The sequence below is a fragment of the Stenotrophomonas sp. RG-453 genome (assembly GCF_033843685.1).
GTDB classification, from domain to species: Bacteria; Pseudomonadota; Gammaproteobacteria; order Xanthomonadales; family Xanthomonadaceae; genus Stenotrophomonas; species Stenotrophomonas bentonitica_A.
Genome location: NZ_JAMYED010000001.1, coordinates 540416 through 566776 on the forward strand (window position 1 = coordinate 540416; position 26361 = coordinate 566776).

Annotated in this window: 23 protein-coding genes; 14 read left to right on the forward strand and 9 right to left on the reverse strand. The window is 67.5% G+C overall.

Annotation, left to right across the window (positions count from 1 at the left end; genetic code table 11):
* Positions 1-99: 99 nt before the first annotated feature.
* Genes NJD74_RS02310 through tldD form a run of 4 tightly spaced genes read left to right on the forward strand, consistent with a single transcriptional unit; the run spans position 100 to position 7552 of the window.
* Positions 100-681, forward strand: coding sequence for a Maf-like protein (locus NJD74_RS02310; RefSeq protein WP_319623593.1), 582 nt, complete (start codon positions 100-102; stop codon positions 679-681).
* A complete protein-coding gene (gene rng / locus NJD74_RS02315; RefSeq protein WP_319623594.1) occupies positions 674-2161 on the forward strand; it encodes a ribonuclease G in 1488 nt (495 codons plus the stop codon). The genes NJD74_RS02310 and rng overlap by 8 nt, the downstream gene beginning before the upstream one ends.
* 30 nt (positions 2162-2191) lie before the next feature.
* Positions 2192-6052: a YhdP family protein gene (locus NJD74_RS02320; RefSeq protein ID WP_319623595.1), complete on the forward strand. Its 3861-nt coding sequence runs from the start codon at positions 2192-2194 to the stop codon at positions 6050-6052.
* Between the two features lie 54 nt (positions 6053-6106).
* Positions 6107-7552 carry a metalloprotease TldD gene (gene tldD / locus NJD74_RS02325; RefSeq protein ID WP_070470976.1) on the forward strand — a complete coding sequence of 482 codons (1446 nt, stop codon included), beginning with the start codon at positions 6107-6109 and terminating at the stop codon, positions 7550-7552.
* A gap of 78 nt (positions 7553-7630) precedes the next feature.
* On the opposite strand, the gene yjgA is transcribed toward tldD, so the two are convergent.
* Positions 7631-8254 (reverse strand): ribosome biogenesis factor YjgA, encoded by a 624-nt coding sequence (gene yjgA / locus NJD74_RS02330; RefSeq protein WP_319623596.1) that lies wholly within the window; start codon positions 8252-8254, stop codon positions 7631-7633.
* 68 nt (positions 8255-8322) lie between these two features.
* Here yjgA and pmbA point away from each other — a divergent pair, with 68 nt between their 5' ends.
* Entirely contained in the window at positions 8323-9690 is a 1368-nt protein-coding gene (pmbA, locus tag NJD74_RS02335; RefSeq protein ID WP_319623597.1) for a metalloprotease PmbA, read from the forward strand.
* A gap of 78 nt (positions 9691-9768) precedes the next feature.
* The gene (locus NJD74_RS02340; protein WP_019182616.1) at positions 9769-10146 is read left to right on the forward strand and encodes a DUF4870 domain-containing protein; all 378 of its coding nucleotides are present in this window, start codon (positions 9769-9771) and stop codon (positions 10144-10146) included.
* A 102-nt stretch (positions 10147-10248) separates the two neighbouring features.
* On the opposite strand, the gene NJD74_RS02345 is transcribed toward NJD74_RS02340, so the two are convergent.
* From NJD74_RS02345 to NJD74_RS02365, 5 genes are all read right to left on the reverse strand, one after another.
* Positions 10249-11127, reverse strand: coding sequence for a farnesyl diphosphate synthase (locus NJD74_RS02345; RefSeq protein ID WP_070470974.1), 879 nt, complete (start codon positions 11125-11127; stop codon positions 10249-10251).
* Positions 11117-11377: an exodeoxyribonuclease VII small subunit gene (locus NJD74_RS02350; RefSeq protein WP_019182618.1), complete on the reverse strand. Its 261-nt coding sequence runs from the start codon at positions 11375-11377 to the stop codon at positions 11117-11119. The genes NJD74_RS02345 and NJD74_RS02350 overlap by 11 nt, the downstream gene beginning before the upstream one ends.
* Positions 11378-11413: 36 nt before the next feature.
* On the reverse strand, positions 11414-12703 hold the full coding sequence (gene tilS, locus NJD74_RS02355) for a tRNA lysidine(34) synthetase TilS (RefSeq protein ID WP_046273262.1): 1290 nt from the start codon (positions 12701-12703) through the stop codon (positions 11414-11416).
* A gap of 64 nt (positions 12704-12767) precedes the next feature.
* Positions 12768-13340, reverse strand: a complete 573-nt coding sequence (locus tag NJD74_RS02360) for a hypothetical protein (RefSeq protein WP_070470972.1) — start codon at positions 13338-13340, stop codon at positions 12768-12770.
* Entirely contained in the window at positions 13340-15052 is a 1713-nt protein-coding gene (locus NJD74_RS02365) for an alkaline phosphatase (RefSeq protein ID WP_319623598.1), read from the reverse strand. The genes NJD74_RS02360 and NJD74_RS02365 overlap by 1 nt, the downstream gene beginning before the upstream one ends.
* A gap of 149 nt (positions 15053-15201) precedes the next feature.
* On the opposite strand from NJD74_RS02365, the gene NJD74_RS02370 reads away from it, so the two are divergent.
* The 7 genes from NJD74_RS02370 to NJD74_RS02400 all read left to right on the forward strand — a co-directional run bounded on the left by NJD74_RS02370 (position 15202) and on the right by NJD74_RS02400 (position 22635).
* Positions 15202-16530 (forward strand): dicarboxylate/amino acid:cation symporter, encoded by a 1329-nt coding sequence (locus NJD74_RS02370; protein ID WP_070470968.1) that lies wholly within the window; start codon positions 15202-15204, stop codon positions 16528-16530.
* Positions 16531-16961: 431 nt separating this feature from the next.
* Entirely contained in the window at positions 16962-17492 is a 531-nt protein-coding gene (locus tag NJD74_RS02375; RefSeq protein WP_070425617.1) for a hypothetical protein, read from the forward strand.
* Complete coding sequence (locus NJD74_RS02380) at positions 17489-18127, forward strand: hypothetical protein (protein WP_319623599.1); 639 nt, start codon at positions 17489-17491, stop codon at positions 18125-18127. Before NJD74_RS02375 ends, NJD74_RS02380 begins: the two co-directional genes overlap by 4 nt.
* Before the next feature lie 56 nt (positions 18128-18183).
* Entirely contained in the window at positions 18184-19650 is a 1467-nt protein-coding gene (locus tag NJD74_RS02385; protein WP_319623600.1) for an adhesin, read from the forward strand.
* Between the two features lie 159 nt (positions 19651-19809).
* On the forward strand, positions 19810-20496 hold the full coding sequence (locus NJD74_RS02390) for a C39 family peptidase (RefSeq protein ID WP_070471074.1): 687 nt from the start codon (positions 19810-19812) through the stop codon (positions 20494-20496).
* A gap of 9 nt (positions 20497-20505) precedes the next feature.
* Positions 20506-21270, forward strand: a complete 765-nt coding sequence (locus tag NJD74_RS02395; protein WP_019182627.1) for a hypothetical protein — start codon at positions 20506-20508, stop codon at positions 21268-21270.
* A gap of 48 nt (positions 21271-21318) precedes the next feature.
* Positions 21319-22635, forward strand: coding sequence for a hypothetical protein (locus NJD74_RS02400; RefSeq protein ID WP_019182628.1), 1317 nt, complete (start codon positions 21319-21321; stop codon positions 22633-22635).
* Between the two features lie 31 nt (positions 22636-22666).
* Here NJD74_RS02400 and NJD74_RS02405 read toward each other — a convergent pair whose 3' ends face one another.
* The 3 genes from NJD74_RS02405 to NJD74_RS02415 form a co-directional block, all read right to left on the reverse strand.
* Positions 22667-24004 carry a sigma-54 dependent transcriptional regulator gene (locus NJD74_RS02405; RefSeq protein ID WP_070470967.1) on the reverse strand — a complete coding sequence of 446 codons (1338 nt, stop codon included), beginning with the start codon at positions 24002-24004 and terminating at the stop codon, positions 22667-22669.
* 246 nt (positions 24005-24250) lie between these two features.
* Complete coding sequence (locus tag NJD74_RS02410) at positions 24251-25012, reverse strand: C40 family peptidase (protein WP_235318920.1); 762 nt, start codon at positions 25010-25012, stop codon at positions 24251-24253.
* Positions 25013-25158: 146 nt separating this feature from the next.
* Positions 25159-25698: a C40 family peptidase gene (locus NJD74_RS02415; RefSeq protein ID WP_019182631.1), complete on the reverse strand. Its 540-nt coding sequence runs from the start codon at positions 25696-25698 to the stop codon at positions 25159-25161.
* A 111-nt stretch (positions 25699-25809) separates the two neighbouring features.
* Between NJD74_RS02415 and NJD74_RS02420 the strand changes: the two genes are divergently transcribed.
* On the forward strand, positions 25810-26289 hold the full coding sequence (locus NJD74_RS02420) for a peptidylprolyl isomerase (RefSeq protein ID WP_019182632.1): 480 nt from the start codon (positions 25810-25812) through the stop codon (positions 26287-26289).
* Positions 26290-26361: the final 72 nt, after the last annotated feature.

Below are 26361 nucleotides of genomic sequence, written 5' to 3' on the forward strand. Positions count from 1 at the left end.
TGTCGGGGCGATGAACGCGTCGTGAGGTTTGATGGGGTTGATCACGATTCAAGCGTGTTGCTCGCGATTCAGACAGTAGGCTCAGGTTATGCTTCCTCGATGCTTTATCTTGCCTCTCGATCCCCCCGACGAAACGAACTGCTTGCGCGCCTGGAACGACCGTTCCAGGCGCTTGAGCTTCACGTGCCCGAAGTCCGTGCGCCCGACGAGTCCGCCGCCGATTACGTGCAGCGGGTCGCCGCCGACAAGGCGCGCGCCGGGTTGGCGCTTGTCGCGCATGACCCCGAGGCGGTGGTGCTGGGCTCGGACACCGAAGTCGTGCTCGATGGGCGCGTGTTCGGTAAACCGGCCGATGCTGCCGACGCCTGCGCGATGCTGCGCGCGTTGTCCGGGCGCACCCACCAGGTGATGACCGCCGTGGCGCTGGTCGCTGCCGGCCGTGAACAGGGCGTGCTGGTGGTTTCGGAGGTGACGTTCGCGGCGATCGATGAGGATCGGATCGCCGCCTACGTGGCCAGTGGCGAGCCGATGGACAAAGCCGGTGCCTATGCGATCCAGGGTGGCGCCGAACGATATATCCGCCATCTGGCGGGAAGCTATTCGGGTGTGATGGGTTTGCCCCTGCAACAGACCGAGCAGTTGCTGCAGACGTTTGAACTGAAGGGAGTCGCCCATGTCTGAAGAAATCCTGGTCAATGTCACCCCGCGGGAAACCCGCGTCGCCGTCATCGAAAACGGCATGCTGCAGGAACTGCACATCGAACGTGGCTGGCGCCGCGGCGTGGTCGGCAACATCTACAAGGGCAAGGTGCAGCGGGTCATGCCGGGCATGCAGGCCGCCTTCGTGGAGGTGGGGCTGGAACGCGCGGCGTTCCTGCACGCCAACGATGTGATCCGCCCGGCGCCGGTGGCCAGCCCGGATACCGAAGGCACCACGTTGCCGCCGCCGTCCTCGGTGCCGATCGTCGAGCTGCTGCGCGACGGCCAGGACATCGTGGTGCAGGTGGTCAAGGACCCGATCGGGACCAAGGGCGCCCGCCTGACCACCCAGATCAGCATTCCCTCGCGGTATATGGTGCTGCTGCCGCAGTCCAAGGTGGTGGGCGTGTCGGCCCGGATCGAGGACGAGGCCGAGCGCGCCCGCCTGAAGAGCCTGGTGACCGAACTGTCGGCCCAGCACGGCGGCTACGGCTACATCGTGCGCACCAATGCCGAAGGCCAGCCGGCCGAGGCGATCGCCGAAGACGTGGCCTACCTGTCGCGGGTCTGGAACGTGGTGGAGCGCCGTGGCCGCGATGCCGCGCCGCTCAGCGTGATCTATGAAGACCTGAGCCTGCCGCTGCGCTCGGTGCGCGATCTGATCCGCAAGGACGTGGACAAGGTAAAGGTCGATTCCAAGGAGACCTTCAACCAGCTGCAGGCGTTCGTGGCCAAGTACATGCCGGTGCTGGCCGAGAAACTGGAGCTGTACAGCGGTGATCGCCCGATCTTCGACATGTTCGGGGTCGAGGATGAAATCGGCCGCGCGCTGGACAAGCAGGTGCCGCTGAAGTCCGGTGGCTATCTGGTGATCGACCAGACCGAGGCGATGACCACGATCGATGTGAACACCGGTTCGTTCCTGGGCCAGCGCAACCTCGAAGAGACCGTGTTCCGCACCAATCTGGAGGCCGCGCAGGCAGTGGCACGCCAGCTGCGGCTGCGCAACCTGGGCGGCATCATCATCATCGACTTCATCGACATGGACGATGCCGAGCACCGCCGCCAGGTGCTGCGTACCCTGGAGAAGGCGCTGGCCCGGGACCATGCCAAGACCACCGTTTACGATTTCTCGCCGCTGGGCCTGGTCGAGATGACCCGCAAGCGCACCGTGGAAAGCCTGGAGCGCCAGTTCTCCGAGCCGTGCCCGGAGTGCAGTGGCCGTGGCTCGATCAAGACCGCCGAAACGGTGACCTACGAGATCTTCCGCGAGATCACCCGGGCAGTGCGTCAGTTCGATGCGGCGCGCCTGCTGGTGATCGCCTCCTCCAAGGTGGTGGCACGCATCACCGACGAGGAATCCACGGCGGTGGCCGAACTGGAGGAGTTCCTCGGCAAGAGCATCCGCTTCCAGGCCGATGAGCAATACCTGCAGGAGCAGTTCGATGTCGTGCTGCTCTGACTGCGGCCGGTCCGGCATTCCCACGTTCCGATGAGCACACCGCTGCGCCTGCGCCTGCGCCGGATTCGCCGCCATGCTGTGTATGCGGTGGCGGTCCTGCTCGTGGGCGTGGCTCTGCTGGTCGGCACCGCCAGCCAGCTGCTGCCCTTGGCCGAGCGTCACCCGGACAAGGTGGCGGCGTGGTTGAGTGCGCGCGCGGGCCAGCCGGTGCGTTTCGATGCGCTGGATACTGCCTGGACCCGGCGCGGCCCGCTGCTGCAGCTCAAAGGGCTGCGCATCGGTGAAGGGCAGGGCCTGCGCATCGGCGAGGCCGAGGTGCTGGTGTCCATGTATGCCGGCCTGCTGCCGGGCCACTCGCTGACCGAGCTGCGCCTGCGTGGTCTGGCATTGGTACTGCAGCGTGCCGACGACGGCCGCTGGTCGGTGCAGGGCTTGCCGCAGTCCGGTGCAGGTGATCCGCTGGAGACGCTGCGCCGCCTCGGCGAACTGCAGGTGATCGGTGGCCGCTTGAAAGTGGATGCGCCCTCGTTGGGCGTGAACGCCGTGCTGCCGCGGATCGACCTGCGCCTGCGCGTCAATGGCCAGCGCCTGCGGGTTGGGGCGCGTGCGTGGGCCGACCCGTCCGCACAGCCGCTGACGGCGGTGCTGGAATTCGAGCGCAAGCGCGGCGATGGTCAGGCCTGGTTCTCGGCCGACCCGGCCGACTTCCGGGCGTGGGCCTCGCTGCTGCAGTTCGGCGGCATTGGCCTGCAGCAGGGTACGGGTGAGTTCAATGCCTGGGTGGACCTGCGCGATCACCGGGTGGTGATGGTCACCACCGATGCGGACCTTCAGAACGTACAGGTGCGCGGCGTGAAACTCGCAGATGGCACCCACCCGCAGCTGGCGCTGGACACGCTGGAACTGCGCGCGCGCTGGCGCTGGGTGCAGGGTGGCTGGCGCGCCGATGCGCCGCGCCTGCGGATCGGCATGGAAGGCAGCACCCAGCAACTGGATGGGCTGCTGCTGGCCGGCGGGCAGCACTTCGCGCTGGCCGGCGACAACATCGATGCGACCGCGCTGCTGCGCGGCCTGGCGCTGACCGACCGGATCGATCCCGGCCTGCGCGAGTGGCTGCATGAGGCCGCACCGCAGGTGCGCATGACCCGCGTGCGGGTGGCAGGCGAGCAGGGGGGGGCGCTGTCGGTCGAGGGCGATCTGGAAGACATCCGCTTCGCGGCGGTCGGGCATTCGCCCGGGCTCAGCGGTGTGGGCGGGCGCTTCAACGGCGATGCCGATGGCTTCACCCTGGATCTGCAACCGCAGCAGGTGATGCACTTCGATTGGCCGAGCGGCTTTGGCGAGCGCCACGACGTGCGCCTGGCCGGCCGGCTGGTGGGCTGGCGCGACGAGGCCGGCGGCTGGCGGATCGGCACGCCGGCGCTGCGCGTGCAGGGCACCGATTACGCCGCCGATGTGCGCGGCGGCATCTGGTTCCAGAACAACGGCACGCGCCCCTGGCTGGAACTGGCGGCCAAGATCGACGATGTGCCGATGACCGCCGCCAAGCGTTTCTGGATCCATTCCAAGATGAGCAAGGCCGCCACCGATTGGCTGGATGCTGCGCTGGTCTCCGGGCAGGTGCGTGGCGGTGTGGGCCTGGTGACCGGGGATCTGGAAGACTGGCCGTTCGACAAGAACAACGGCCGCTTCGAGGCGACCGGCCACATCGACGCCGGCAGCATCCGTTTCCAGCACGACTGGCCGGCGATGAACAAGGTTGATGCCGATATCGCCTTCATTGGCCCGGGCTTTGAACTGCATGGCAAGGGCGACCTGGCCGGGGTGGCGGTGGACCACTTCGATGCCGGCATTCCCGATTTCGGCGTGACCGATCTGTACGTCAAGGCCAGCAGCCGCAGTGATGCCGGTGCACTGCTGGCCATGCTCAAGCAGAGCCCGTTGCAGGCCACCTATGGCGAGACGCTGGACAATCTCACCGCGAAGGGGCCGGCCGCGGTCACCTTCGACCTGCTGCAGCCACTGCACCACGACGACGGCGGGGGTCACCTGCAGGGCACGGTCGATCTCAATGGCGCGACCCTCACCGAGAAGCGCTTCGACCTGGTCTTCGAGAACATGCGCGGCACGGCCCGATATGGCCATGGCGGGTTCGATGCGGAGCACCTGGCCGTGCGCCACCAGGGCCAGGACGGGCTGCTCAGCCTGCGCGCCGGTGAGTTCGTGCGGGATCCGCAACAGGCCTTCGAATCCGAGCTGACCGCCTCGCTGGAAGCCGGGGCGCTGTTGGACCGGGCGCCCGAATTGAACTGGCTCAAGCCTTACATCCAGGGCACCTCACGCTGGACCATCGGGGTGACCCTGCCCAAGGTCGCCGCCGGCAGCAAGGTCGAGCCGCCCACCGTGCTCAAGCTGCATTCGGATCTGGTCGGCACCACGCTGGAACTGCCCGCGCCGCTGGACAAGCCTGCCGCTACGCCATTGGCGACGGACGTCACCGCACAGCTGCCGATGGGCAGCGGGCGCGTCGATGTCGCCTTCGGCCAGCGCCTGGCCTTGGCCGCGCGCACACATGACAACCAGACCGGGGTGCAGGTCACCCTCGGCAGCGACCGCGTGGATCGTGATCCGCCGGCCAGTGGGCTGGTCGTGAACGGGCGCAGCGGCTCGCTGGATGCGCTGGAGTGGATCGCCCTGGCCCGCTCGCCGGACGGTGGCGACGGCAACGACCCGATGCCGTTGCGGCACGTGGACGTGCAGGTCGGCCAGCTGCTGCTCGCCGGTGGCGTGTTCCCACAGACCCGGCTGCAACTGCGGCCGACCAACAGCAGCGTGGACGTGCGCCTGGACGGCCCCTCGCTGGCGGGCGGCCTGACCGTGCCCAATGCCGAGGGCGGCACCATCGTCGGCAAGCTCAGCCGGGTGCACTGGCAATCGCTGCCGACGCCGGTGAAGCCGCCCAGCGATGGCGCCCCGATCCTGCTGCCACCGGACGTGGCCCTGCCGGCGCGGGTCCAGGCCAGTGCCAATGACACCAATCCGGCCAAGATCCCACCGCTGTCGCTGGATATCGATGACCTCCAGTTCGGCAAGGCCAAGCTCGGCCAGGCGGTATTGCGCACGCGGCCGATGGCCAACGGCCTGAGCGTGGATCAGCTGCAGTTCCGCGCGCCCAAGCAGGAGATCGACGTCAATGGCCGCTGGATGGGCATGGGCGAGGCCGCGCGCAGCCAGTTCAACGTGCAGGTCAAAAGCGAGGACCTGGGCGGGCTGATGCAGAATCTGGACTATGGCGGCCAGCTGCGTGGCGGTCAGGGTCAGCTGACCATGTCGGCCGGTTGGCAGGGTGGGCCGTCCGACTTCCAGCTCGGTGCGCTGCAGGGCCAGCTCGATGTGCAGGCCCGCAACGGCCAGTTGCTGGAACTCGAACCCGGTGCCGGTCGCGTGCTCGGCCTGCTCAGCGTGACCCAGCTGCCGCGCCGGTTGATGTTCGATTTCCGCGATTTCTTCTCCAAGGGCTTCGCCTTCAACCAGGTCGAGGGCAGCGTGGCGTTCGCCGACGGCATGGCCACCACCGACAAAGTGCTCATCGAAGGCCCGGCGGCGAACATCACCATCCGCGGCAAGACCGACCTGCGCCTGCAGCGTTTCGACCAGACCATCGACGTCAATCCGCGTGCGGGCAACCTGCTGACGGTGGTCGGCGCGGTGGCGGGCGGCCCGGTGGGGGCGGCGGTCGGCGCGGCCGCCAATGCGGTGCTGTCCAAGCCGCTGGGCGAGATCGGCGCCAAGACCTACCGCGTGACCGGCCCCTGGGCCGAACCCAAGGTCGAGGTGATCGACCGCGACACCGCGCCCAGGCCGGCGCCGGCCGCACCCCTGGCGCGCTGACCCCTTTCCCGCGCCCGGGTTGCGATAGCGCCCGGCGCCCATAGATCAAAGAGCATGAACAACAACGCACTTTCGCTGGCCACCGACCGTCTGCTGCTGCCCGCCGGGCTGGATGCAGGCGGTCTGGAACGCACGTTCGGTACCCTGTTGGGGCCGGGCATCGATTTCGGGGATCTCTATTTCCAGCACGCGCGCCGCGAGAGCTGGAGCGTGGAGGATGGCATCGTCAAGGACGGTGCGCATTCGATCGAACAGGGCGTGGGCGTGCGCGCCATCGCCGGTGAAAAGACCGGTTTCGCCTATTCCGACGACATCCACAGCGATGCGCTGCTGGCCGCCGCCCAGTCGGCCCGCGCGATTTCCCGCGAGGGCGGGGCGCAGTCGGCCCGCTCGCTGGTGCGTGGCAGCGGCCGCGCGCTGTACCCGGCGCTGGACCCCATCGATGGCATGGGCAACGAGGCCAAGGTCGAGATGCTCAAACGCCTGGACCGCTACCTGCGCGCCGCCGACCCGCGCGTGCAGCAGGTGATGGTCAGCCTCTCCGGGGGTGTGGACACGGTGCTGATCGCACGCAGCGATGGCGTGCTTGCCGCCGACATCCGCCCGCTGGTGCGGTTGAACGTGCAGGTGATCGTCGAGCAGCACGGCCGTCGCGAATCCGGTTACTGCGGCGGCGGCGGCCGCTACAGCTATGAAGAGCTGTTCGCCGAGGGGCGCCCGGAGGGCTTCGCCCGCGAGGCGCTGCGCCAGGCACTGGTGAACCTGGAGGCGATCCCGGCCCCGGCCGGGGTCATGACCGTGGTGCTCGGCCCGGGCTGGCCTGGCGTGCTGCTGCATGAAGCGGTCGGCCATGGCCTGGAAGGCGACTTCAACCGCAAGGGCACCAGCGTCTACGCCGGCCGGATCGGCGAGCGCGTGGCCGCGCCGGGCGTGACCATCGTTGACGACGGCACCCTGGACGGACGCCGCGGCTCGCTGAACATCGATGATGAGGGCCACCCGACCCAGTGCACCACGCTGATCGAAGACGGGATCCTGGTCGGCTACATGCAGGATTCGCTCAATGCGCGCCTGATGGGCGTGGCCCCCACGGGTAACGGCCGCCGTGAATCGTTCGCGCACATGACCATGCCGCGCATGACCAACACCTACATGCGCGCCGGCCAGCACGATCCGGAAGAGATGATCCGCTCGGTCAAGCGTGGCCTGTACGCCGTCAACTTCGGTGGCGGCCAGGTCGACATCACCAGCGGCAAGTACGTGTTCTCGGCCACCGAGGCCTATCTGATCGAAGACGGAAAAATCACCGCGCCGGTGAAGGGCGCCACCCTGATCGGCAACGGGCCGGAAACCATGCAGAAAGTGCGCATGATCGGCAACGATCTGGCCCTGGACGAGGGCGTGGGCATCTGCGGCAAGGATGGCCAGAGCGTGCCGGTCGGCGTGGGCCAGCCGTCCCTGCTGATCGATGGCATCACCGTGGGCGGCACCCAGGCCTGAGCCGGGATGCATTCGCCTGCGCTGCCTGATGACGCGGCCGCCAGCGGGGTGCTGGCGCCGCCGCGTGAGCGCCGGGACTCAGTCCTCGGCGTTCTCGTCGCTGTCGCCGTCGATGTCGTCCGCGTAGATCGCATCGTCCAGTTCGTCCTCGGACGCGGCGTTCACGCCTTCCAGGCCGAGCGCGGCCGGCAGCAGCAGCGCACGCAGCAGCTGGAAGATCTCGCGGTAGGCGCGCGGCGGCTTGTTCTTGGCCTTTTCGGCCTGGGCGTTGCGGACCAGCGTACGCAGTTGCTGGCGGTCGGCATGCGGGTACTCGTCCAGCAGCGCGCCCAGCGCCTTGTCGCCGTCCTTGAGCAGGCGTTCGCGCCAGTCTTCCACGCGGTGCATGGTCGCCACTTCACGGCGCGAGGTCTCGCTGTTGGCATCCAGCGCGTCGCGGATCGCATCCAGCACGGCGTCGTCTTCGCGGCGCATGTGCTTGGCCAGGAACGCCAGCTGGCGCTTGTGGGCGATATGCGCGGTGATGCGCTTGGCCTCAGCGATGTGCGGCAGCAGATCTTCGGGCACCGGCAGGCGCGCCAGCTGGGCCGGGGTCAGCGAGACCAGCTTCTCGCCCAGGGCCAGCACGTCCAGCGCAGCCCGGCGGTTCTGGCTGCGGCTGATATCAAGGAATTCACCGGTTTCTTCGTCGCGTCCGCGCATCGTCTTATTTCCACATCCGTAAACTGTGCCGGCGTCGCGCCGGGCACTCACCTGTACAGGATAAAGCATTGAACGTGATCTCCCCTGAAGTCTCCCCGGCCGACGACAGCCTGCAGCGCCTGGAGCAGCTGGCCGACATCTCCCAGCGCCTGCTGGAGCGGGCCAAGGCCCTGGGCGCCACCCAGGCCGAGGTCAGCTGCAGCGATGAGCGCGGCCTGGATGTGAACGTGCGCCTGGGCGAGGTCGAAACGGTCGAGTCCACCCGTGACCGGGGCATCGCCGTGACCGTCTACTTCGGCCAGCGCAAGGGCAGCGCCAGCACCGCCGACCTGCGCGAGAGCAGCCTGGAGTCGACCGTGGCCCAGGCCTGCGCGATCGCCCGCCACACCGAGGACGACGAGGCCGCCGGGCTGGCCGAGGCGGCGCTGATGGCCCGTGAGTTCCCGGATCTGGACGGCTGGCACCCCTGGGAACTCAGCGCCGATGCGGCGCTGGATCTGGCGCTGGCCTGCGAAGCGGCCGGTCGTGAGGCCGACACGCGCATCAGCAATTCCGACGGTGCCTCGGCCGCGACCGCGCAGAGCCTGTCGGTGTATGCCAACTCGCATGGCTTCATCGGCCGCGAGCGCAGCAGCCACCACTCGATCGGCTGTGCGCTGATCGCCGGGCAGGGCGATGGCATGCAGCGCGACGGCTGGTACAGCAGCGCGCTGGCCCGCGAAGATCTGGACGATGCCGCGTCGATCGGCCGCCGTGCCGCCGAGCGCACCGTCGCCCGGCTGGACCCGCGCTCGATGACCACGGCGCAGATGCCGGTGCTGTATTCGCCGGAGGTGGCCCGCTCGCTGATCGGCCATCTGCTCGGTGCCGTGTCTGGCGGCGCGTTGTACCGCCGCGCCAGCTTCCTGCTCGACAGCGTCGGCACGCGCCTGTTCCCGGACTGGTTCGGCATCGAAGAGCTGCCACTGCTGCGCCGTGGGCTGCGCTCGGCCGCCTTTGATGGCGATGGCGTGGCCACCCGCAATTCGGCGTTGATCCGCGATGGCCTGCTGGAGCGCTACATCCTGGGCAGCTACTCGGCACGCAAGCTCGGCCTGCCGACCACCGCCAACGCCGGTGGCGTGCACAACCTCAAGGTCACCGCCAACGCAGGTGATCTGGTCTCCATTGCCCGGCAGATGGGCAATGGGCTGCTGGTCACCGAACTGATGGGGCAGGGCGTCAACAGCGTCACCGGTGACTACTCGCGTGGTGCCGGCGGCTTCCGCGTGGAGAACGGCGAGATCAGCTACCCGGTGGACGGCATCACCATCGCCGGCAACCTCAAAGAGATGTTCACCAGCATCGAAGCGGTCGGTGCCGACATCGACACCCGCTCGCACGTGCACACCGGTTCGATCCTTGTAGGACGAATGACCGTTGCCGGTAACGATTGACGTATTCTATTGGGGCTGCCCTGGCAGGCGGGGAGCCTGCCGCGTGCAATACCCATTACCTCGAACAAGGAGTTTCACGTGAGCGATTTCGACAACGTCACCACCCCGCCGCCGCCGGTGAGCGCCCCGGCACCGGCCGATCAGCGCACCATGGCGCTGGTGGCCCACCTGCTGGGCATCTTCACCTGGTTCCTCGGCCCGCTGATCATCTGGCTGATCAACAAGGACGACAGCAGCAAGCGCTTCGTCACCGACCAGGCCAAGGAAGCGCTGAACTTCCAGATCACCATCACCATCGCGATGCTGATCTGCATCGTGCTGACCATCGTCATCATCGGTGGCCTGCTGGCGCCGATCGTCGGCCTGCTCAACGTGATCTTCTGCATCATCGCAGCGGTCAAGGCCAACAACGGCGAAGCCTACCGTTATCCGTTCGCCCTGCGCCTGATCAAGTAATCGATCCGCAGCGCTGGAACGAAAAACGCCCGGGATTCCCGGGCGTTTTTCTGTGTCCTGGCGTTGTGCAACCACGCCATGCGTGGCTGCCGGCACGGTCGCTCAATGATCCCGCTCGACCGCCAGTTTCGCCAGCGCACGCAGTGCATCTGCCGGCTCGCCATACCCGGCCAGGCCATCGAACATCTGCTCGCTCAGCGTGCGCAGATGCGCCTTCGCCCCGTCCATGCCGAGCAGTGCCGGGAAGGTCGACTTGGCCTGTGCCTCGTCCTTGCCGGCGGTCTTGCCGAGCTGTTCGGAACTGGCTTCGACATCGAGGATGTCATCGCGCACCTGGAACGCCAGGCCGAGCGCCGAGGCGACCGTATCCAGCGTTGCCAGATCGGCGGCGGGTGCCTGGCCACACAGCGCGCCCATGCGCACCGCCGCGCGGATCAGTGCGCCGGTCTTGAGCGCGTGCATGCGCTCAAGAGCCTGCAGCGGCTGTTGATGACCGGTGGCGTCGATATCCAGCGCCTGGCCGCCACACATGCCGGCGGCACCGGAGGCGTGGGCCAGCGTCTGCAGGCAGGCCACGCGCAGTGACGCGGGCAGCGGCGCATCGGCGATCAGGCCGAACGCGCGCGTCTGCAGTGCATCACCGGCGAGGATCGCGGTGGCTTCATCAAAGGCGATGTGCGTGGTCGGGCGGCCGCGACGCAGGGCGTCATCGTCCATTGCCGGCAGATCGTCATGCACCAGCGAATACGCGTGGATCAGCTCCACCGCCATCGCCGGGGCGTCCAGCGCGTTCTCGTCGGCGCCGAAAATCCGGCCGCCGGCATACACCAGCAGCGGGCGCATGCGCTTGCCGCCCCCGAGCACCGCATAGCGCATCGCCTGGTGCAGTCCACGCGGGGCATCGGACGGGGAGGGCAGGCTGGCGTCGAGCTGGCTTTCGATCCGGTCGCGCCAACGCGCGAACGTGGCCTCAACCGTCATGGCTGGGCGGGTCGAATGGCACCGCGGTGTCGGGCTGGGCCGGATCGCTGAGCAGGCGCACGCGCAGTTCGGCCTGTTCCAGCGCCTGCTGGCACTGGCGGTACAGGCCGACGCCACGTTCGTAGGCGCTGAGCGATTGCTCCAGGCTCATTTCGCCGGTTTCCATCTTCTCCACCAGCTGCTCCAGCTCTTCCAGCGACTGCTCGAAGTGGGCGACCGGGGAGGTTTCATTGGGGGACTTCTTTGCCATGTGCCAAGTGTGGGCTGCTGGCCGGGCGGGGTCAATTCAGGCCGCGCCGGGTGTCCACTGCAACTGCGCGTGATGGGCCAGCAGCCATGGTTGCAGGGCGGCACCGATGACCCGGTCACCGGCGGCCAGCAATGTGTCCTCGTCGAACAGCAGCGGCAACTGGCGGCGCTGCCACGGCGGCAGGCCCTGCTGCTGCAGCAGGTCTTTGAGCGCATGGGAATGCGTGCGCCCGGGCAGCTGGATGCGCTCGCCGCCGCGGCGTGCGCGGATCTGCACCGGGCTATCGAAACCGGCGTCCGTGCCAAGCAGGCGCAGCTCGCCACCGTCTGGCAATGCCAGCGGCGCGCGGCCATCCCAGTGCACGCTCCAGTCGGCCGGCAAGGCCAGGCTGGCCGAGAGCAGGTGCAGTTGCCCGCGCCAGCGGCGGATGCGTGCCCCCTGCCAGGCGAACTGCGCATCGGCGTGGTGGGCAGCCGGGAGCAGCTCGCGTTCGACCGCCTCCACGCCCGCTGCCGGCAGCGGCGGCAGGCCACTGCCGCGCACCCAGTGCCGCAGCAACCGGGCGCGGCGCTCGAGCGGCTGGCGCAGCAGCCGCGCGCAGTCGATCACACCGGGGCCGACGCTGCAGCGTTCCAATGCGTCGCGGTCGGCACTGTCGAGCAGGTGCTGGGACTGCGCGCACAAGGCGGCACTCCGGGCGAATGCCGCATCGGCCTGCGGCCAGCGCTGGCGCAGTTGCGGCAGCACGTGCAGCCGCAGGAAGTTGCGATCGGCGTCATCGCTGGCATTGCTGGGATCTTCGATCCACTCCAGCCCCTCGGCCTGCGCATGTGCGCGCAACGCACTGCGCGGAACCTCCAGCAAGGGCCGCCACACGGTGCCGGCGCCAAACGCGCTGGTGACCTGCATGGAGGCCAACCCATCCACGCCGGAGCCGCGCAGCGCACGCATCAGGAAGGTCTCGGCCTGGTCATCGCGGTGATGGGCCAGGGCCAGGTGTTCACCAGGCAGCAGCTGCGAAGCGAACGCCTCACGGCGCGCATGCCGCGCGGCGGCTTCCAGGCCTTGTCCCTGGTGACGCGGCACCTGCACGCGGATCACCCGCAGCGGGATGTTCCAGCGCGCACAGAGCTGCGTGCAGTGCACGGTCCAGGCGTCAGCCTGTTCCTGCAGGCCGTGATGGATATGCACGGCGCGCAGGCCGGCCGTCCGCTGTGCCGGCGAGGTGGCCAGCCAGTGCAGCAGGACGGTGGAATCGAGCCCACCGCTGAAGCCGACCAGCACAGGGTGGACGACAGAGGGCGGTGGCGGCAGCAGGGAGGTCATGGGAAGTGCGATCTCAGGCAGACCGGCAGTATCGGTGCTGCGTGGCGACGTTGCCACGCGGGAATCACGGTGTGCCGGCATCCATCGCCGGGCGCCCCTGCCGATCGATGCGATACCAGGTGCCGCCAACCATCGCGATGTGGCCGTGGTCGTCCGGCGTGCCCGGACGGCAGCCTTCGCAGACGCGGGCCACCCCGTCATCGAAGGCCCAGCCAAAATCGAACGTGCCCGGAAAGGCTTGGCGCAGCTGGGTATCGAAGTAACCGATGCGCTGCCCGACACGCCCACGGACCAACCCCTCCACAACGTAGTCCGGGCCGTTGTCGAAGGTGATCACCGGCAACTGACGACCATCGGCACGGACGTAGTGGAATCCACCGCCGGCGTAGACCGCTGCCAGCCCGTCCTGATCGTAGGACAGCGACGCCAGGGACGCCGCGTCGAGTTCCAGATGCCCATCGAGCCACTGGCAACCGGGCAGCGGCTGCAGCCCATCTTCCTGGGTCAGGGCGGTGCAGCCGGTGCCGGTGTCGGTGCCGGCGGCCAAGGCCAGCGGCGATGCGAACAGACCGGCCACCAGCAGCAGGGGCCGCGCGAGGCGGCCCCTGTTTGCTGCATTGCGAAGCAGTCGATGCATTACTTGCTGTCGCCCGCTTGGCGCTCGAACGCGGTCGGCTTGGGCAGCTCGACCGGCACGCCCTTGGCATCGCAGGTGCCGGCTTCGCACAGGCGCTGGCGCAGGCGCGGGGTGGCCTGCACGATCATGTGGTAGATCGCGTTCTGCTCCATCGTGCCGCGGACCGCCTTGCTGCCCGGGCCACGTGCCCAGATGCCGACGTCTTCGCCGCCATGCGATTCGCTCTTGGCCGGGACCAGCGCTTCCTGCATGTAATCGGGATGCTCGGTATCCACCGCGGTCAGGTCCGGCCGACCCGTGGTCGGATCGAAGCTGCTCGGGTTGTGCGGGTAGCGCTTCGGGCCGACCGGCTGCTGGTTGGTGGCACCGGTGTAGCCCGGGCCGTTGGCGTAGGTCAGCGTGGTGTAGGGCAGGCCGAGGCCATCGCGGGCCAGGTCCAGCTTGCCGGCACCGTCTTCGCCCCCCTTGTCCTTGACTTTGCCCAGGATCGGGTTGCCACGGGCCGGGTAACCAACGAAGTTCAGCGTGTGGGAGTGATCGGCGGTGACGATGATCAACGTGTCCTGGTCGGAGGTGGCCTCGACCGCGGCGCGCACCGCATCGGACAGCGCCACCGTATCGGTCAGCGCCCGGTAAGCGTTGCCGCTGTGGTTGGCGTGATCGATGCGCGCGCCCTCGATCATCAGCACATAGCCTTCCTGATGGCGCGACAGATTGGCGATCGCCGCCTTGGTCAGCTCGGCCAGGCTCGGCTCACCGGCCGGGTCGTCCTTGCGCTCGGCTTCGTAGCGCATGTGGTCCGGCTCGAACAGGCCCAGGATGGCCGGCGCATTGGCCGCCGCCTGCAGCTGCCTGGCGTTCCATACGTACGCGCCCTGCGGGTGCGCCTGCTGCCATTCGGTCACCAGGCTGCGCCCGTCCAGGCGCTGGCCGACCTTGTCGTCGTACTCGGGATCGCGCTCTTCCACCGTGGTGAACTCACCGCGGCCGCCGCCGAGGGCGACCAGCGGGCCGCGCCCGAAGCGCGAGGTCGACAACAGCTGCTGGGCGATATCGCGGCAGCCGGCGGCCTTGGCCTCGTCCGGCACGTCGGTGTCGTTTTCCCAGTTGCGCTCCGGCGAGTGTGCATAGGTCGCCGCCGGGGTGGCATGCGTCAGGCGCGCGGTGGAGACCACGCCGGTCGCCATGCCGGCACTGTCGGCCAGCTGCAGCCAGGTCAGCAGGCCCTTGTCGAGGCTGTCGGCGCAGTCATTGCGGGTGCCCGCGCTGACGCCGATCGCGCCCATGTGGGTCTTCACGCCGGTGGTGATCGCGGTCATGGTGCCCGCCGAATCCGGCGTCTGCGAATCGGTGTTGTAGGTCTTGCTGAACGCCGTCGCCGGGAAGCGCTCCCAGGACAGCAGGTTCTCCTCGCCCGGGTGCCCGTTGCGCTGCCCCTCGAAGATGCGGGCCGCCGCCACCGTGGTCAGGCTCATGCCGTCGCCCAGGAACAGGATGACGTTCTTGGCCTTGCCGTCCATCGCACCGGTGCTGGCCGCCCGTGCCGCGCCGCTGCGGTACCACCACTGCGGCGTCTCCCCGGCGGGGTGGGCAATGGCCGGCACATCGACCTGGACCGCGCCGGCAGAGGCGCTGGAGGAGGGAGCGGTACTGGCGCAGGCGCCGAGCAGCAGGGTGGTGACGGCAGCCACCAAGGGCGTGAAACGGGACATGGATGAATGAATCTCACATGTGAAACGGGCGTTCATTATGCAGAACGCCGCAAGGCACGCCGATGACACGCTGATTTTCCGTCCACGCCTCGTTCCGCGGCCCGGCTTGGGCTAAGGTGCCTAGCTGTCAAATCATCTCTGGAACGCACATGAAGCTGGTCTCTGCCTGGCTGCGGATCCCCTTCTGGCAACGGGTCCTCGGCGGCTTCGTGCTGGGCGCACTGGCCGGCTGGCTGCTCGGCCCGGCGGCCGAAACCTGGTTCGGCCCGCTCGGCGATCTCTACGTCACCCTGATCAAGATGATCGCGGTGCCGCTGGTGTTCTTCGCCGTGATCAACGCCATTTCCTCGCTGCACGGGCAGAAGTCCGTGGCAGCCTTGGGCGGGCGCACCTTCCTGTGGTTCATCATCACCGCTGCCCTGGCCGTGTGCGTGGGCCTGGGCGTTGGCACCCTCATGCAGCCGGGCAGCGGCGCGCTCAGCCTGAGCATGGACCACGGCTACACCCCGCGCGAAGTACCCAGCGTGATCAAGGTGCTGATGGATGTCGTGCCCTCCAACGTCTTCTACGCGTTGACCGGCATCGGCACCCGCATCAATGGCGCCGGTGAAACCGTGCTGGCCGCGGGCCGCGGCTCGATCCTCCCGGTGATCTTCTTCGCCGGCCTGCTCGGCTTTGCCATGGTCAAGCTCGGCGACAAGGTCAGCGAGGCACGCAAGCTGACCGGGCAGATGAGCGAGATCATGATCCAGGTGACCCGCTTCGTGCTGGAGATCACCCCGCTGGGCACCTTCGGCCTGATCGCCGGCCTGGTCGGCAGCTACGGCTTTGAGAAACTGCTGCCGCTCGGCAACTTCGTGCTCGCCCTGTACATCGCCTGCGCCCTGCACATCGTCGTGGTCTACGGCAGCCTGCTGCTCATGCACGGCCTGAACCCGCTCAAGTTCTTCCGCGGCGCCGCCCCCGGCATGCAGGTCGCCTTCGTCAGCTCTTCCAGCTTCGCCGCCATGCCGGCCGCGATGCGCTCGATCACCCACAACCTCGGCGTCAACAAGGACTACGCCTCCTTCGCCGTCCCCCTCGGCGCCAGCATCAAGATGGACGGCTGCGGGGCGATCTATCCGGCCCTGTGCGCCGTCTTCATCGCCCAGTACACCGGCGTGCCGCTCACCCCCGAGCAGTACATCGTGGTCCTGATCGCCTCGGTCCTGGGCAGCTTCGGCACCGCCGGCGTCCCCGGCACCGCCGTCGTGATGGCCACCGTCGTCCTCAGCGCCGCCAATCTCCCGCTGGAAACCATCGGCTACCTCTACGCCATCGACCGCATCCTCGACATGATGCGCACCATGACCAACGTCACCGGCCAGATGCTGGTCCCGGTCATCGTCGCCAAGGAAACCGGCCTGCTCGACCGCGAGATCTACGACAACCCATCCACCAACCTCGGCGTGGATGAAGGCGAAGAACGAACGTCCTGATGCAGGCACGGACGCAGCACCCAAAGACCGGCGAGAGCCGGTCTTTTTTTGCTTGTGTGCAACTGCTTTCGCATCGTCGCTTCTTCCTGCCAAACAGGCAGATGTCTGGCGGGCTGGCGAGGCTTGGCATCGCCGGCCCTCACGACAAAGCGACTGGCTGAGGCTTTACAAGCAAACCCGGGGCGAGCCTGAATCCGCACCGTAACCCCCTGTATCACCCGGTGTAACACCCGTGATACACCCGCACCCCGCTTGACTCTCAGCGCAACGCCGTCCATCGCCAAACCTATTCATACGCACAAACGCTAACGCCGCTGTAACAGCAATGTTGCGTGCGATTAACCCGCGCCGCAGGAAAACCCCGGAAACACGGCCATTGGGAACTTGGCACGAATGCTGCTCCACCCCTCCGCATGTCATCGGAGGTCGCCATGGACAGCGTTGCCGCACACCGCACACGACACATCACCCTGTGGCTGCTCGCCGCCGCACTCGCCGTGCCGGCCGCCGCCAACGCCTCCGGCGCACGCCAGGGCGTCAAGGCCCAGCCCGGCGAAATCGTCCTCCTGCGTGACGTCTCCGCACGACCGGCCTATCGCCCCGCACCTCCGGGCATGGCCCTCATCGCAGACCCCTCGCCGCGCCGCGAAATCGGCCACGCCCTCGGCACCTCCACCGGCATGGATGAACTCAGCGACGACGATTACGCCTCGCTCGGCTCCAACACCGGTGCCGGCATTCCGCGCAACGCCACCACCATCGAGCGCGTCACCGGGCATACCGTCAACGGCACGCTCGGCAAGGTCACCGACAGCGGCATGCTGTCCAGCGGCCAGTTCAGCAACACCATCGGCGGCCCCATGGGCGCGGTCGGCAACGCGACCCGCGGCATAGGCGACCAGGTGCGCGGCGCGCTCGCCCAGTTCCCGCTCGGCCAGCCTGCGGGCGGGCCCGGCAAATGAACACCGTCCTGCGCACCGCACTGCTCACGGGCCTGATGCTCGCGCCGTTGGCCGCGCATGCCCAGCAGGGCAACGACTACGCCGCGATGCTGTCCTATCTCAACCAGAGCCGCATCGACGGCCGCACCCTGGCCGGCGCCGATGGCGCCATGACCGTCAACATAGCCGCCGGTGATCTCAATCAGCAGGCCAACCTGATGGGCATCGCCAACGGCCGCAACGCCCACATCAACGTCGATGCGCGCCAGCAGCAGTCCAACAACCTCAGCATCAGCGACACCGCCATGGACGCCAGCGCCACGATCGGCGGCCAGGCACTGAACGGCGCCAGCGGCGTCGCATCGATCAACCAGGCCAGCGGTAATGGCAACGCGACGCTCAACGTCGTCACCGCCACGCTGGCGCAACAGGGCATACGCGAAACGAACGACGAGGCCTTGGCCGCGTCGGGCGCGCTCGCGTCAGCAGGGGGGCAGGGGGCCGTCAACAGCGGTCGGTCGGCCGGAACTCGCAGGGTGGCGGTCGAAGCCTCCGCACTGCAGGGATTCGACGGCGTCCTGCAACTCAATCAGATCGCGGGATCCGGCAACGCCACCGCAAACCAACTGAGCATTTCGGTGCAGTCCACCCCGTGAGTAGTCACATCCACCCGATTGTCTGTGATGAGAGAGAGGGCACCATGAACACCAACATGAAACGGACCGTACTGGCCATCGCCGTCGCCGCTGCATCCGCCTCCGCCGGCGCCAATGGCTGGGGCAATGACCGCGACAACCAGAACCAGAGCGCCAACATCAACCACCTGCACAACGTGGCTGAAACGCGCACCAATACCAATACCGATACCAACACCGAAACCAATACCACCACCAACACCGATACCGATTCGCGCACCTGGAACCGGACCTGGAACAACACCCGCAACAACAACAGCACCACCAACACCACCATCAACGACAACGTGACGAGCAACACCAACGTCACCAGCAACCGCGACGTGACCAGCAACCGCAACGTCACCGAGAACGTCAACAAGACCAGCAACATCCAGGCCGACGAACGCCAGGAAAAGAACAATCACGGCGTCGACGTCAACATCGAAAAGGACCTGCGCCTGAGCTCGGACATCAGCTTCTCGGGTGATCCGGAAATCACCGGTTCGATCGACATCGATTCGGCCGCCATCGCCGTCATCGACAACCGCCAGTCGGTCACCAACAATCTGGCCGGCAACACCCTGGTGACCAACAGCGCCTCGATCGCCGACGACGTCGGTGCCGATGCCTCGGGCAACCTGGGCTTCAACGTCGCCGCCGGTGACAACAACGCCCAGGACAATGCGGCGTCGCTGTCCGCGGCCGATGCGTCCTTCAGCTTCGGCATGGCCGATGCGGAAGTCTTCGTCAACCAGTTCGGCGGTGGCAACACCACCCTCAACTCCGGCGTGACCAACGCCGCGGGCCTGGGTGGCAATGCCTTCAGCGGCGCGTCCGGCAACATCGGCGCCAACGTCGCTTCCGGCAACAACAACGAGCAGAAGAACGCGCTCGCCGCATCGGTCGCCACCAGCGCCTATGCGACCTCGAGCATCAGCTCCAACCAGGTGTCCTCCGGCAACACCGTCAGCAACGCCGGCTACCTGCAGTCGATGACCGACACCGTGGACGTGAACCTGAGCGGTCGCGTCGCCGGCGCCACGTTGGCAGTGGGTGCGGGTCGTTACAGCGGCACGGGTAGTGCCTACCAGAAAGACAACTACTACCTGGACAGCTGGAGCGGCGCGCTGGATCACCCGAGCGGCAGCGCGAACGGCCACATCGATCTGGATAGCGATATCCAGAATGCCACCGCCAACCCGAATCGTCCGGGCGTGGGCGGCATTGCCTTCGATACCGATGAGCGCGGCACCAGCCAGTTCGTCGAACTGGGCGTGGCCGATCTCTACGCGAGCCTGAGCGGCACCGTCTCCACCACCCGCTGGGTGAACGTGGATGCGACCAACACCGCGGCGTTGTCCGGCAGTGCGTTCTCCGGCGCCTCCGGCAACATCGGGGTGAACGTGGCCTCCGGTACCGGCAACCTGCAGGCCAACAGCCTGGCTCTGGCGGTTGCGCAGCCCTCCACCCGCGGCGGTGGCGGCGGCGGTCCGGAACAGTAAGAAGGTTGTCCGTTTTCGCAGGCAGTACGCGTTGAGCGCAACAAACCCGGTCATCCGCCAATGACCGGGCTCCCCGGGAGCCCCTGTCCCTTCTCCCCCTTGGGGCAGGGGCTCCTTCCTGAGCCGGAGTAGACGATGTCCACACGTATGCGCACCTGGATGCTGGCCTGGGCACTGTCGATGCTGATGATGCCCATCGGGCTGGTGCGGGCCGGCGACATCGGCTTCAGCGGGGTGCTGCCCAACGGGGCGGTGCTCACCCAGCGCGTGGAGAGCATGCAGGAACGGCGCTTCCGCAACGTGGTAAGGCAACACACCGATTACAGCTGTGGCGCGGCAGCCCTTGCCACGATCCTGCGCTACGCCTACCACCTGGAGGCGGATGAGGGCACGGTGATCGAAGGGATGATGGGGGTCTCGGATCCACAACTGGTCCACCAGCGCGGTTTCTCGCTGCTGGACATCAAGCGTTACGTCGAATCGATGGGCATGCGTGGGCGCGGCTACCGCGTCAATGAAGAGCGCCTGCGCTCACTGCGCGTGCCCGGGCTGGTGCTGATGGATGTGCGGGGCTTCCGCCACTTCGTGGTCCTCAAACAGGTCCGTGGCGATCTGGTGGATGTGGCCGACCCGATTCTGGGCAACCGCAGCATTCCCGTCAGCGAATTTCTCCAGGCGTGGCCGTCGCGCGCCGTGTTTGTCGTGATCGGCAGTGACTTCGATCGCAACACGGTGCTGCTGCAGCCCGGTGAACGGCCGAGTGCCCGTTCGCTGTACGCCAGGCAGGGACCGATCACCGACGCGGAGCTGGTCGATTTCGGATTCACCCATGCCGATCTGTTTTAAGGAGGCAACATGAACATCGCAACCTGGACGCCCGGCATCGTGCTGCTTGCCCTGCTGGGCATCGCACCGGCACATGCCGATGACAGCCGGCCCGGCAAGGGATTGAGCGAAATCCCCGATCCGGAGTTGAACCTCATGCGTGGCCGCTACACCGTTGGTGGCAACACCGTGGCGTGGTTCGGGGTCACCATGGTCTCGCAATGGCAGACCGCCGGTGGGCAGTCGGCACAGAGCGCGCTGAAGCTGGGCATGGACTTCAGCCACGGCGGCAACGCGCCGAAGATCAGCTTCGCGCCCAGCGTGAGTGTCACCGCCGCGGATGCGCCACTGCCCGTGACACCCGGGCGCAGCGTGGACGCCAGCGGCCTGCAGAACGTGGCCGGCCTGAGCCAGAGCATCCAGGTCGCCGGTGACGGCAACCTGGCCAGCAACGCCACCCAGCTGACCGTGCGCGATGGCACCGCGCCAACGCCCACCGGCGAAGGCGTGAACCTGGCCAGCGTGCACCAGGGCGGGGTCAGTGCGCTGGCTCAACTGGAAGGCAACACGGCCAAGGTGCAGTTGCAGATCGAGGGTGTCGGCGCGGTCCAGCAATGGATCCGCAACGGCAGCGTCGGGCAGAGCATCGCGCTGGGCAGTGATGGGCAATCGGTCACCAACCGGCTGCAGATCGACCTTGTCAGGCAGTCAATGGCCAACAACGTGCCGCTCAACCAGAACGTGGCGCAGGCGATGACGCTGGTACGCGGGGTAGGCATGGGGCCGGGCCAGTGATCCATCGGCACGGCAGGGGGAGCGTCAACACAACAGTGGGCCAAGGCAATGCACACGATGATCCGCGCAACACCGCTGGCGCTGGCGGCGCTGGCACTGATGGCGGCTGCGTCCGCCCAGGCACAGGCGCAACAGCCTGCGCCGGTTGACGAGGCAGACGTCAAGGCACTGATGGCGCAGCTGGAAAGCCTCAAGGCCAACTACGCGCAGGAAGTACGTCGCCTGCGCGAGCTGGACATGCAGGTGCAGGCCATGCAGGCACGGCTGACCGGCAAGACCGCGCCGGTGGCCTCCAGCGCGCCTCCCCCGCAGCAGGCCCTGCCGGCGGGCACCCCGGCCGCACCGGCCAGTGCCGATGGCTATGCCAGCTCGGCGGCCGAAGCGCAGCAGGCCAAGCAGGAGTCGCGGCGCAGCGTAGATGATGTCAAACAGCAGCAGGCCGCACTCTTCAGCCGCCGCTTCACGATTGAGAACAGCCTTTCCTACGCCCGCTACGACCGCAAGCAGCTCAGCCTCAACGGCTTCCTGGCGCTGGATGCGATCTTCCTCGGCAACATCGCCATCGAGAACGTGGAGTCGGACACGCTGACCTACAACCTGGCCGCGCGCTGGGGCATCAGCCCGCGCCTGACCTTGAACCTGGACGTGCCGTACCTGGCGCGCAAGACGGTGTTCCAGAAGGGCGGTGCCGGTGGCTCGGCCGCGGCCATCGCGCAGGAAGAGACGACGGGCAACGGCATCGGCGACGTTGGCCTGAGCGCCAACTACCGGCTGTTCGCCGAACGCGGGCGGCTGCCCGAAACCGTGCTCACCGTGGGCGCGACCGCGCCGACCGGGCGGGCGCCGTACGGGCTGGACTGGAAGGTGCTCGAGCGCGATGACGATGACTTCATCCGCTTTGCCGTGCCCGAGCAGCAACCGACCGGCAACGGCGTGTGGCAGGCCAACGTCGGCCTGTCGGCCGTGAAGACCGCCGACCCGGCGATCCTGTTCGCCAATATCGGTTACATCCATTCCTTCCCGCGCAGCTTCGATGACATTGATGCCAACCCGGACACCACCAACCCGGGCGACGTAAAGCTTGGAGGCTCCTATTACTTCGGCGCCGGCGTGGCGTTCGCGTTCAATGAGCGCACCAGCCTGAGCATCTCCTTCAGTGACAAGCTGAGCGCGCGTGCCTCCACGCGCTACAAGAACGGGCAGTGGTTGAAGGTGATCGGCAGCGACGCCAATGCAGGCACGCTCAACCTGGGCATCACCTATGCGCTCAACCAGAAAACGACCCTGGTCAGCCTGCTGGGTATCGGCCTGACCCCGGATGCACCGGACTTCACCCTGGCCTTCAAAGTGCCGTACAGCCTGTGAGCGCGCCCGCTCACACGCTGCGCCCTGCGGCTCAGCGCAGTTCGGGCAGCGCGAGCTGGTGCTTGCGGCACAACCGGTAGACCGTCACCCGCGAGACCTGCATGTGACGGGCGCAGGCGGTGACGTTGAAATCGTGCTGGCGCAGTGCATGCAGCAGCGTTTCGCGTTCGGCGATCTGCTTTGCGCCGTGCAGGCCGCGTTCGGTGCTGGCCAGAAGCGGCTGACTCAACTCCAGGTCCGCCGCCGTGATCAGCTCGGCATCGCTGACGATCGCCGCACGCTGGACCCGATTGAGCAGCTCGCGCACGTTGCCCGGCCAGCCGAAGCGTTCGAGCGCCTGCACCGCCTCGGCCGTGAAGCCGCGCGCGCGGGTGACATGGCGATGCCGGAAGCTGCTGAGGAAATGGTGGGCGAGCAGTGCGATATCACTGCCGCGCTCACGAAGCGGCGGCAACGGCAGGCGCAGCACATTGAGCCGATAGAACAGGTCGCGACGGAAATGGCCTTGTTCGACCGCCTTCTCCAGATCCACGTGCGTGGCCGCGAGCACGCGTACATCGACCTCCAGCGGCCGGTTGCTGCCGACGCGTTCGACCGTGCCTTCCTGCAGCACCCGCAGCAGGTTGGTCTGCGCATCCAGCGGCAGGTCGCCGATCTCGTCCAGGAACACGGTGCCGCCACTGGCCGATTCGAACAGGCCCAGGCGCCGCGTCGCCGCGCCGGTGAAGGCGCCGCGTTCATGGCCGAACAGTTCGGACTGGACCAGCGCAGCCGGAATGGCCCCGCAGTTCACTGCCAGGAACGGGCGCGCATGCCGTGCCGACAGCGCATGCAGCGCCTGGGCGGCAAGTTCCTTGCCGGTCCCGGTCTCGCCGGTGATGAGCACCGGCAGGTCCACCGGCGCGTACTTGCGGATGGCCGCACGGGTGACCTGCAGCACCGCGCTGTCGCCGATCAGGGACTGAGGGCCATGGGCGGCGGGCAGGGATTCGGCGCCGGCCAGCTGCTGCAGCCGCTGCACGACGCGCGGCAGGTCGATCGGGGCGACATAGGTATCCACGCACGCCGCCAGCAGCGCATCGAGCACCGGCGAGGAGCGCAGCGGCGCAGCAGGCAACAGCGCCAGCAGGCTCATGTGGCGGTGATCGACCAGCAATTGCTGCAGGTGGGCCAGGTTGGCCGGCACCACCGTGCGCAGGTCAAGCAGGCCGACCACCTGGTCGCTGCCGCGCATGCCGATCCCGGCGCATTGTTCGGGGGCCACGCTGCGGACCTGCCAGCCGGCCGCAGCCAGCGTCGCCCGTTCAAGCGCGAGGGGTTGCCCAAACCAGATCACACACCGGGCAGGAAAATCGGGGACAGCCGCCATGCGTCACCTTGTCGACAGGAATCGCGGGCGGTGTCTGCTGCCTGATCGGTTGCCACGGACGTGCCGCCCCACGTCCGGGTCCGTCCCCCGCCGCAGCACGTGTGCGCCGGGCGCGTCGCCGGTCGGGAAAAAGACCGTGACAGAGAAGGGAACGCGGGTTGGGGCGATCAGCGGCCACTGCCGCGGCCCAACGAAAAAGGCCGCTGCAGGGCAGCGGCCTTCGATCCGGTGGTCCCGCAGGGCGGGTCAGAGGTCGACGCGGCGGGCCTGCATGAACTTGCCACCCCAGTAGCCGCTGACCAGGCTGTCCACACGGACGTCCTTGCCAGTGCTCGGGGCGTGCAGGAAGCGGCCTTCACCCACATAGATGCCGACATGGTCCACACGGCCCTTGCGGCCGAAGAACACCAGGTCGCCAGCGGCCAGGGCGTTGCGATCGTTGATCAGCTGGGCAGCGCCGTCATGGGCCATTTCGCGCGAGACACGCGGCAGCTCGACACCCAGCGCGGTACGGAACACATAGCCGACCAGGCCACTGCAGTCGAAACCGCTGTCCGGCGAGGTGCCGCCCCAACGGTACGGGGTGCCCAGCAGGGTCATCGCACGGCGCAGCAGGGACTGGACCTTGCCGTTTTCGGCGGCGTCGCCGGCCACGGTAATCGCGCCGGTGCTGGCATCGTAATTGGCGAGCAGGCGGCTCAGATCGCCGGCGAACATCGCCGAACGGTCCATGAGGGGGATGGTGTCGTTGGCCGCCAGGTGCGGAAGCAGGGCGGCGAGGGTGGCGCTGGCAGCGGCATCGGCCTTGCTGCGGGCCGGCGCATCAGCCTTGGGCTTGGCCGGCGCGGAGGAATCGGGGGCAACAGTGACAGGGGTTGCAGAAGCTTCGGGGGCGATCGTCGGTGCGGACTGCGCCCAGGCCGGAAGGCTGGCCAGGCAGAGCGCTGCAGCGAGGAAAGCGGGTCGGGCACGTCGCCGGGTTGCGGCGGTCTGGCCTTTGCAAGTCAGGTCGTCTGTCGTCACGCGGCGGTCACTGAATAAAAACGATGGGTGATGATGCCGTGTAAGCGCAGTGATTAGGTACAAATTCCGTTAATTTTTCGTTTACAACTATGTGATTCGCGTCACAAATTTGTACCTTACCCCTGTTCAGCTTAGTTAAGGACGCGTTTCGCGCCGGTGTAGTGGTCCTTCCAATAGGGGCCACCGAGCGAATCCAGCCGGACCGTGCCCCCGGTGCTCGGGGCATGCACGAAGCGCCCTTCACCCACATAGATCCCGACATGGAAGACGTTGCCCCTGTCGCCGAAAAACACCAGGTCGCCCGGTGCCAGTCGTTTGGGGTCGATCTTCGGCCCCTGCACCGCGGCCAGATCGCGCGAGGTTCGCGGCAGGCGCAGGTCGAGCATTTCCCGGTACACATACGCGACCAGGCCGCTGCAGTCGAAACCGGATTCGGGGGTGTTGCCGCCATAGCGGTAGGGCGTGCCGACCAGTCCGATCGCGCGCATCAGCACCGAGTTGGCGGCCTGCGGATCGTTGGGGGTGACGTTGGGCCAGACCTGGGCCGAGGCGGGCGGCGGGGCCGGGCGGGTGGTCTTGCCGCCGCCGCAGGCGCTCAGCAGGGCGATGATCGCCAGCAGGGCCACGTGGCCGGGCAGGCGGGTCAGGCGCGAAACTGGCGTCATGTGCATGTTGTCCGGATAATGCGCGACCTTAGAAGGCCGTCATGATGGCGGCGTATCCGGCAGGCCACAACCCGCCTCACCCGTCTGCCCTCGGCAGTCTCCAGACCAGAGTTGCGCATGAAGATCGAAAAAGACCGCGTCGTCCGTTTCCATTACACCGTCGCCGAGCAGGGCCAGGAGCCGATCGAGAGCTCCAGGGACCGTGATCCGCTGGCGATCCTGATCGGCCACGGCAACATCATCCCCGGCCTGGAAAACGCCATGATGGACAAGGAAGCCGGCGCCACCTTCGAGGTGGACGTCAAGGCGACCGACGCCTACGGCGAGCGCCGCGAAGGCCTGACCCAGCGCGTGCCCAAGAAGCACTTCGGTACCAGCAAGCTGGTCCCGGGCCAGCAGGTCGTGCTGCAGACCAACTTCGGCCCGCGCGCGGTGACCGTGGAGAAGGTCGGCATGAGCGTGGTCGACGTCGACCTGAACCACCCGATGGCCGGCAAGGACCTGCACTTCAACGTCGAGATCGTCGACGTGCGCGAAGCCAGCAAGGAAGAAATCGAGCACGGCCACGTGCACGGCGACGGCGGCCACCAGCACTGAGTGCTGCGCCCCCTCGTTGATCCAACGGCCCGCTTCGGCGGGCCGTTTTCGTTTCCGCGGCAGGCCGCCGTG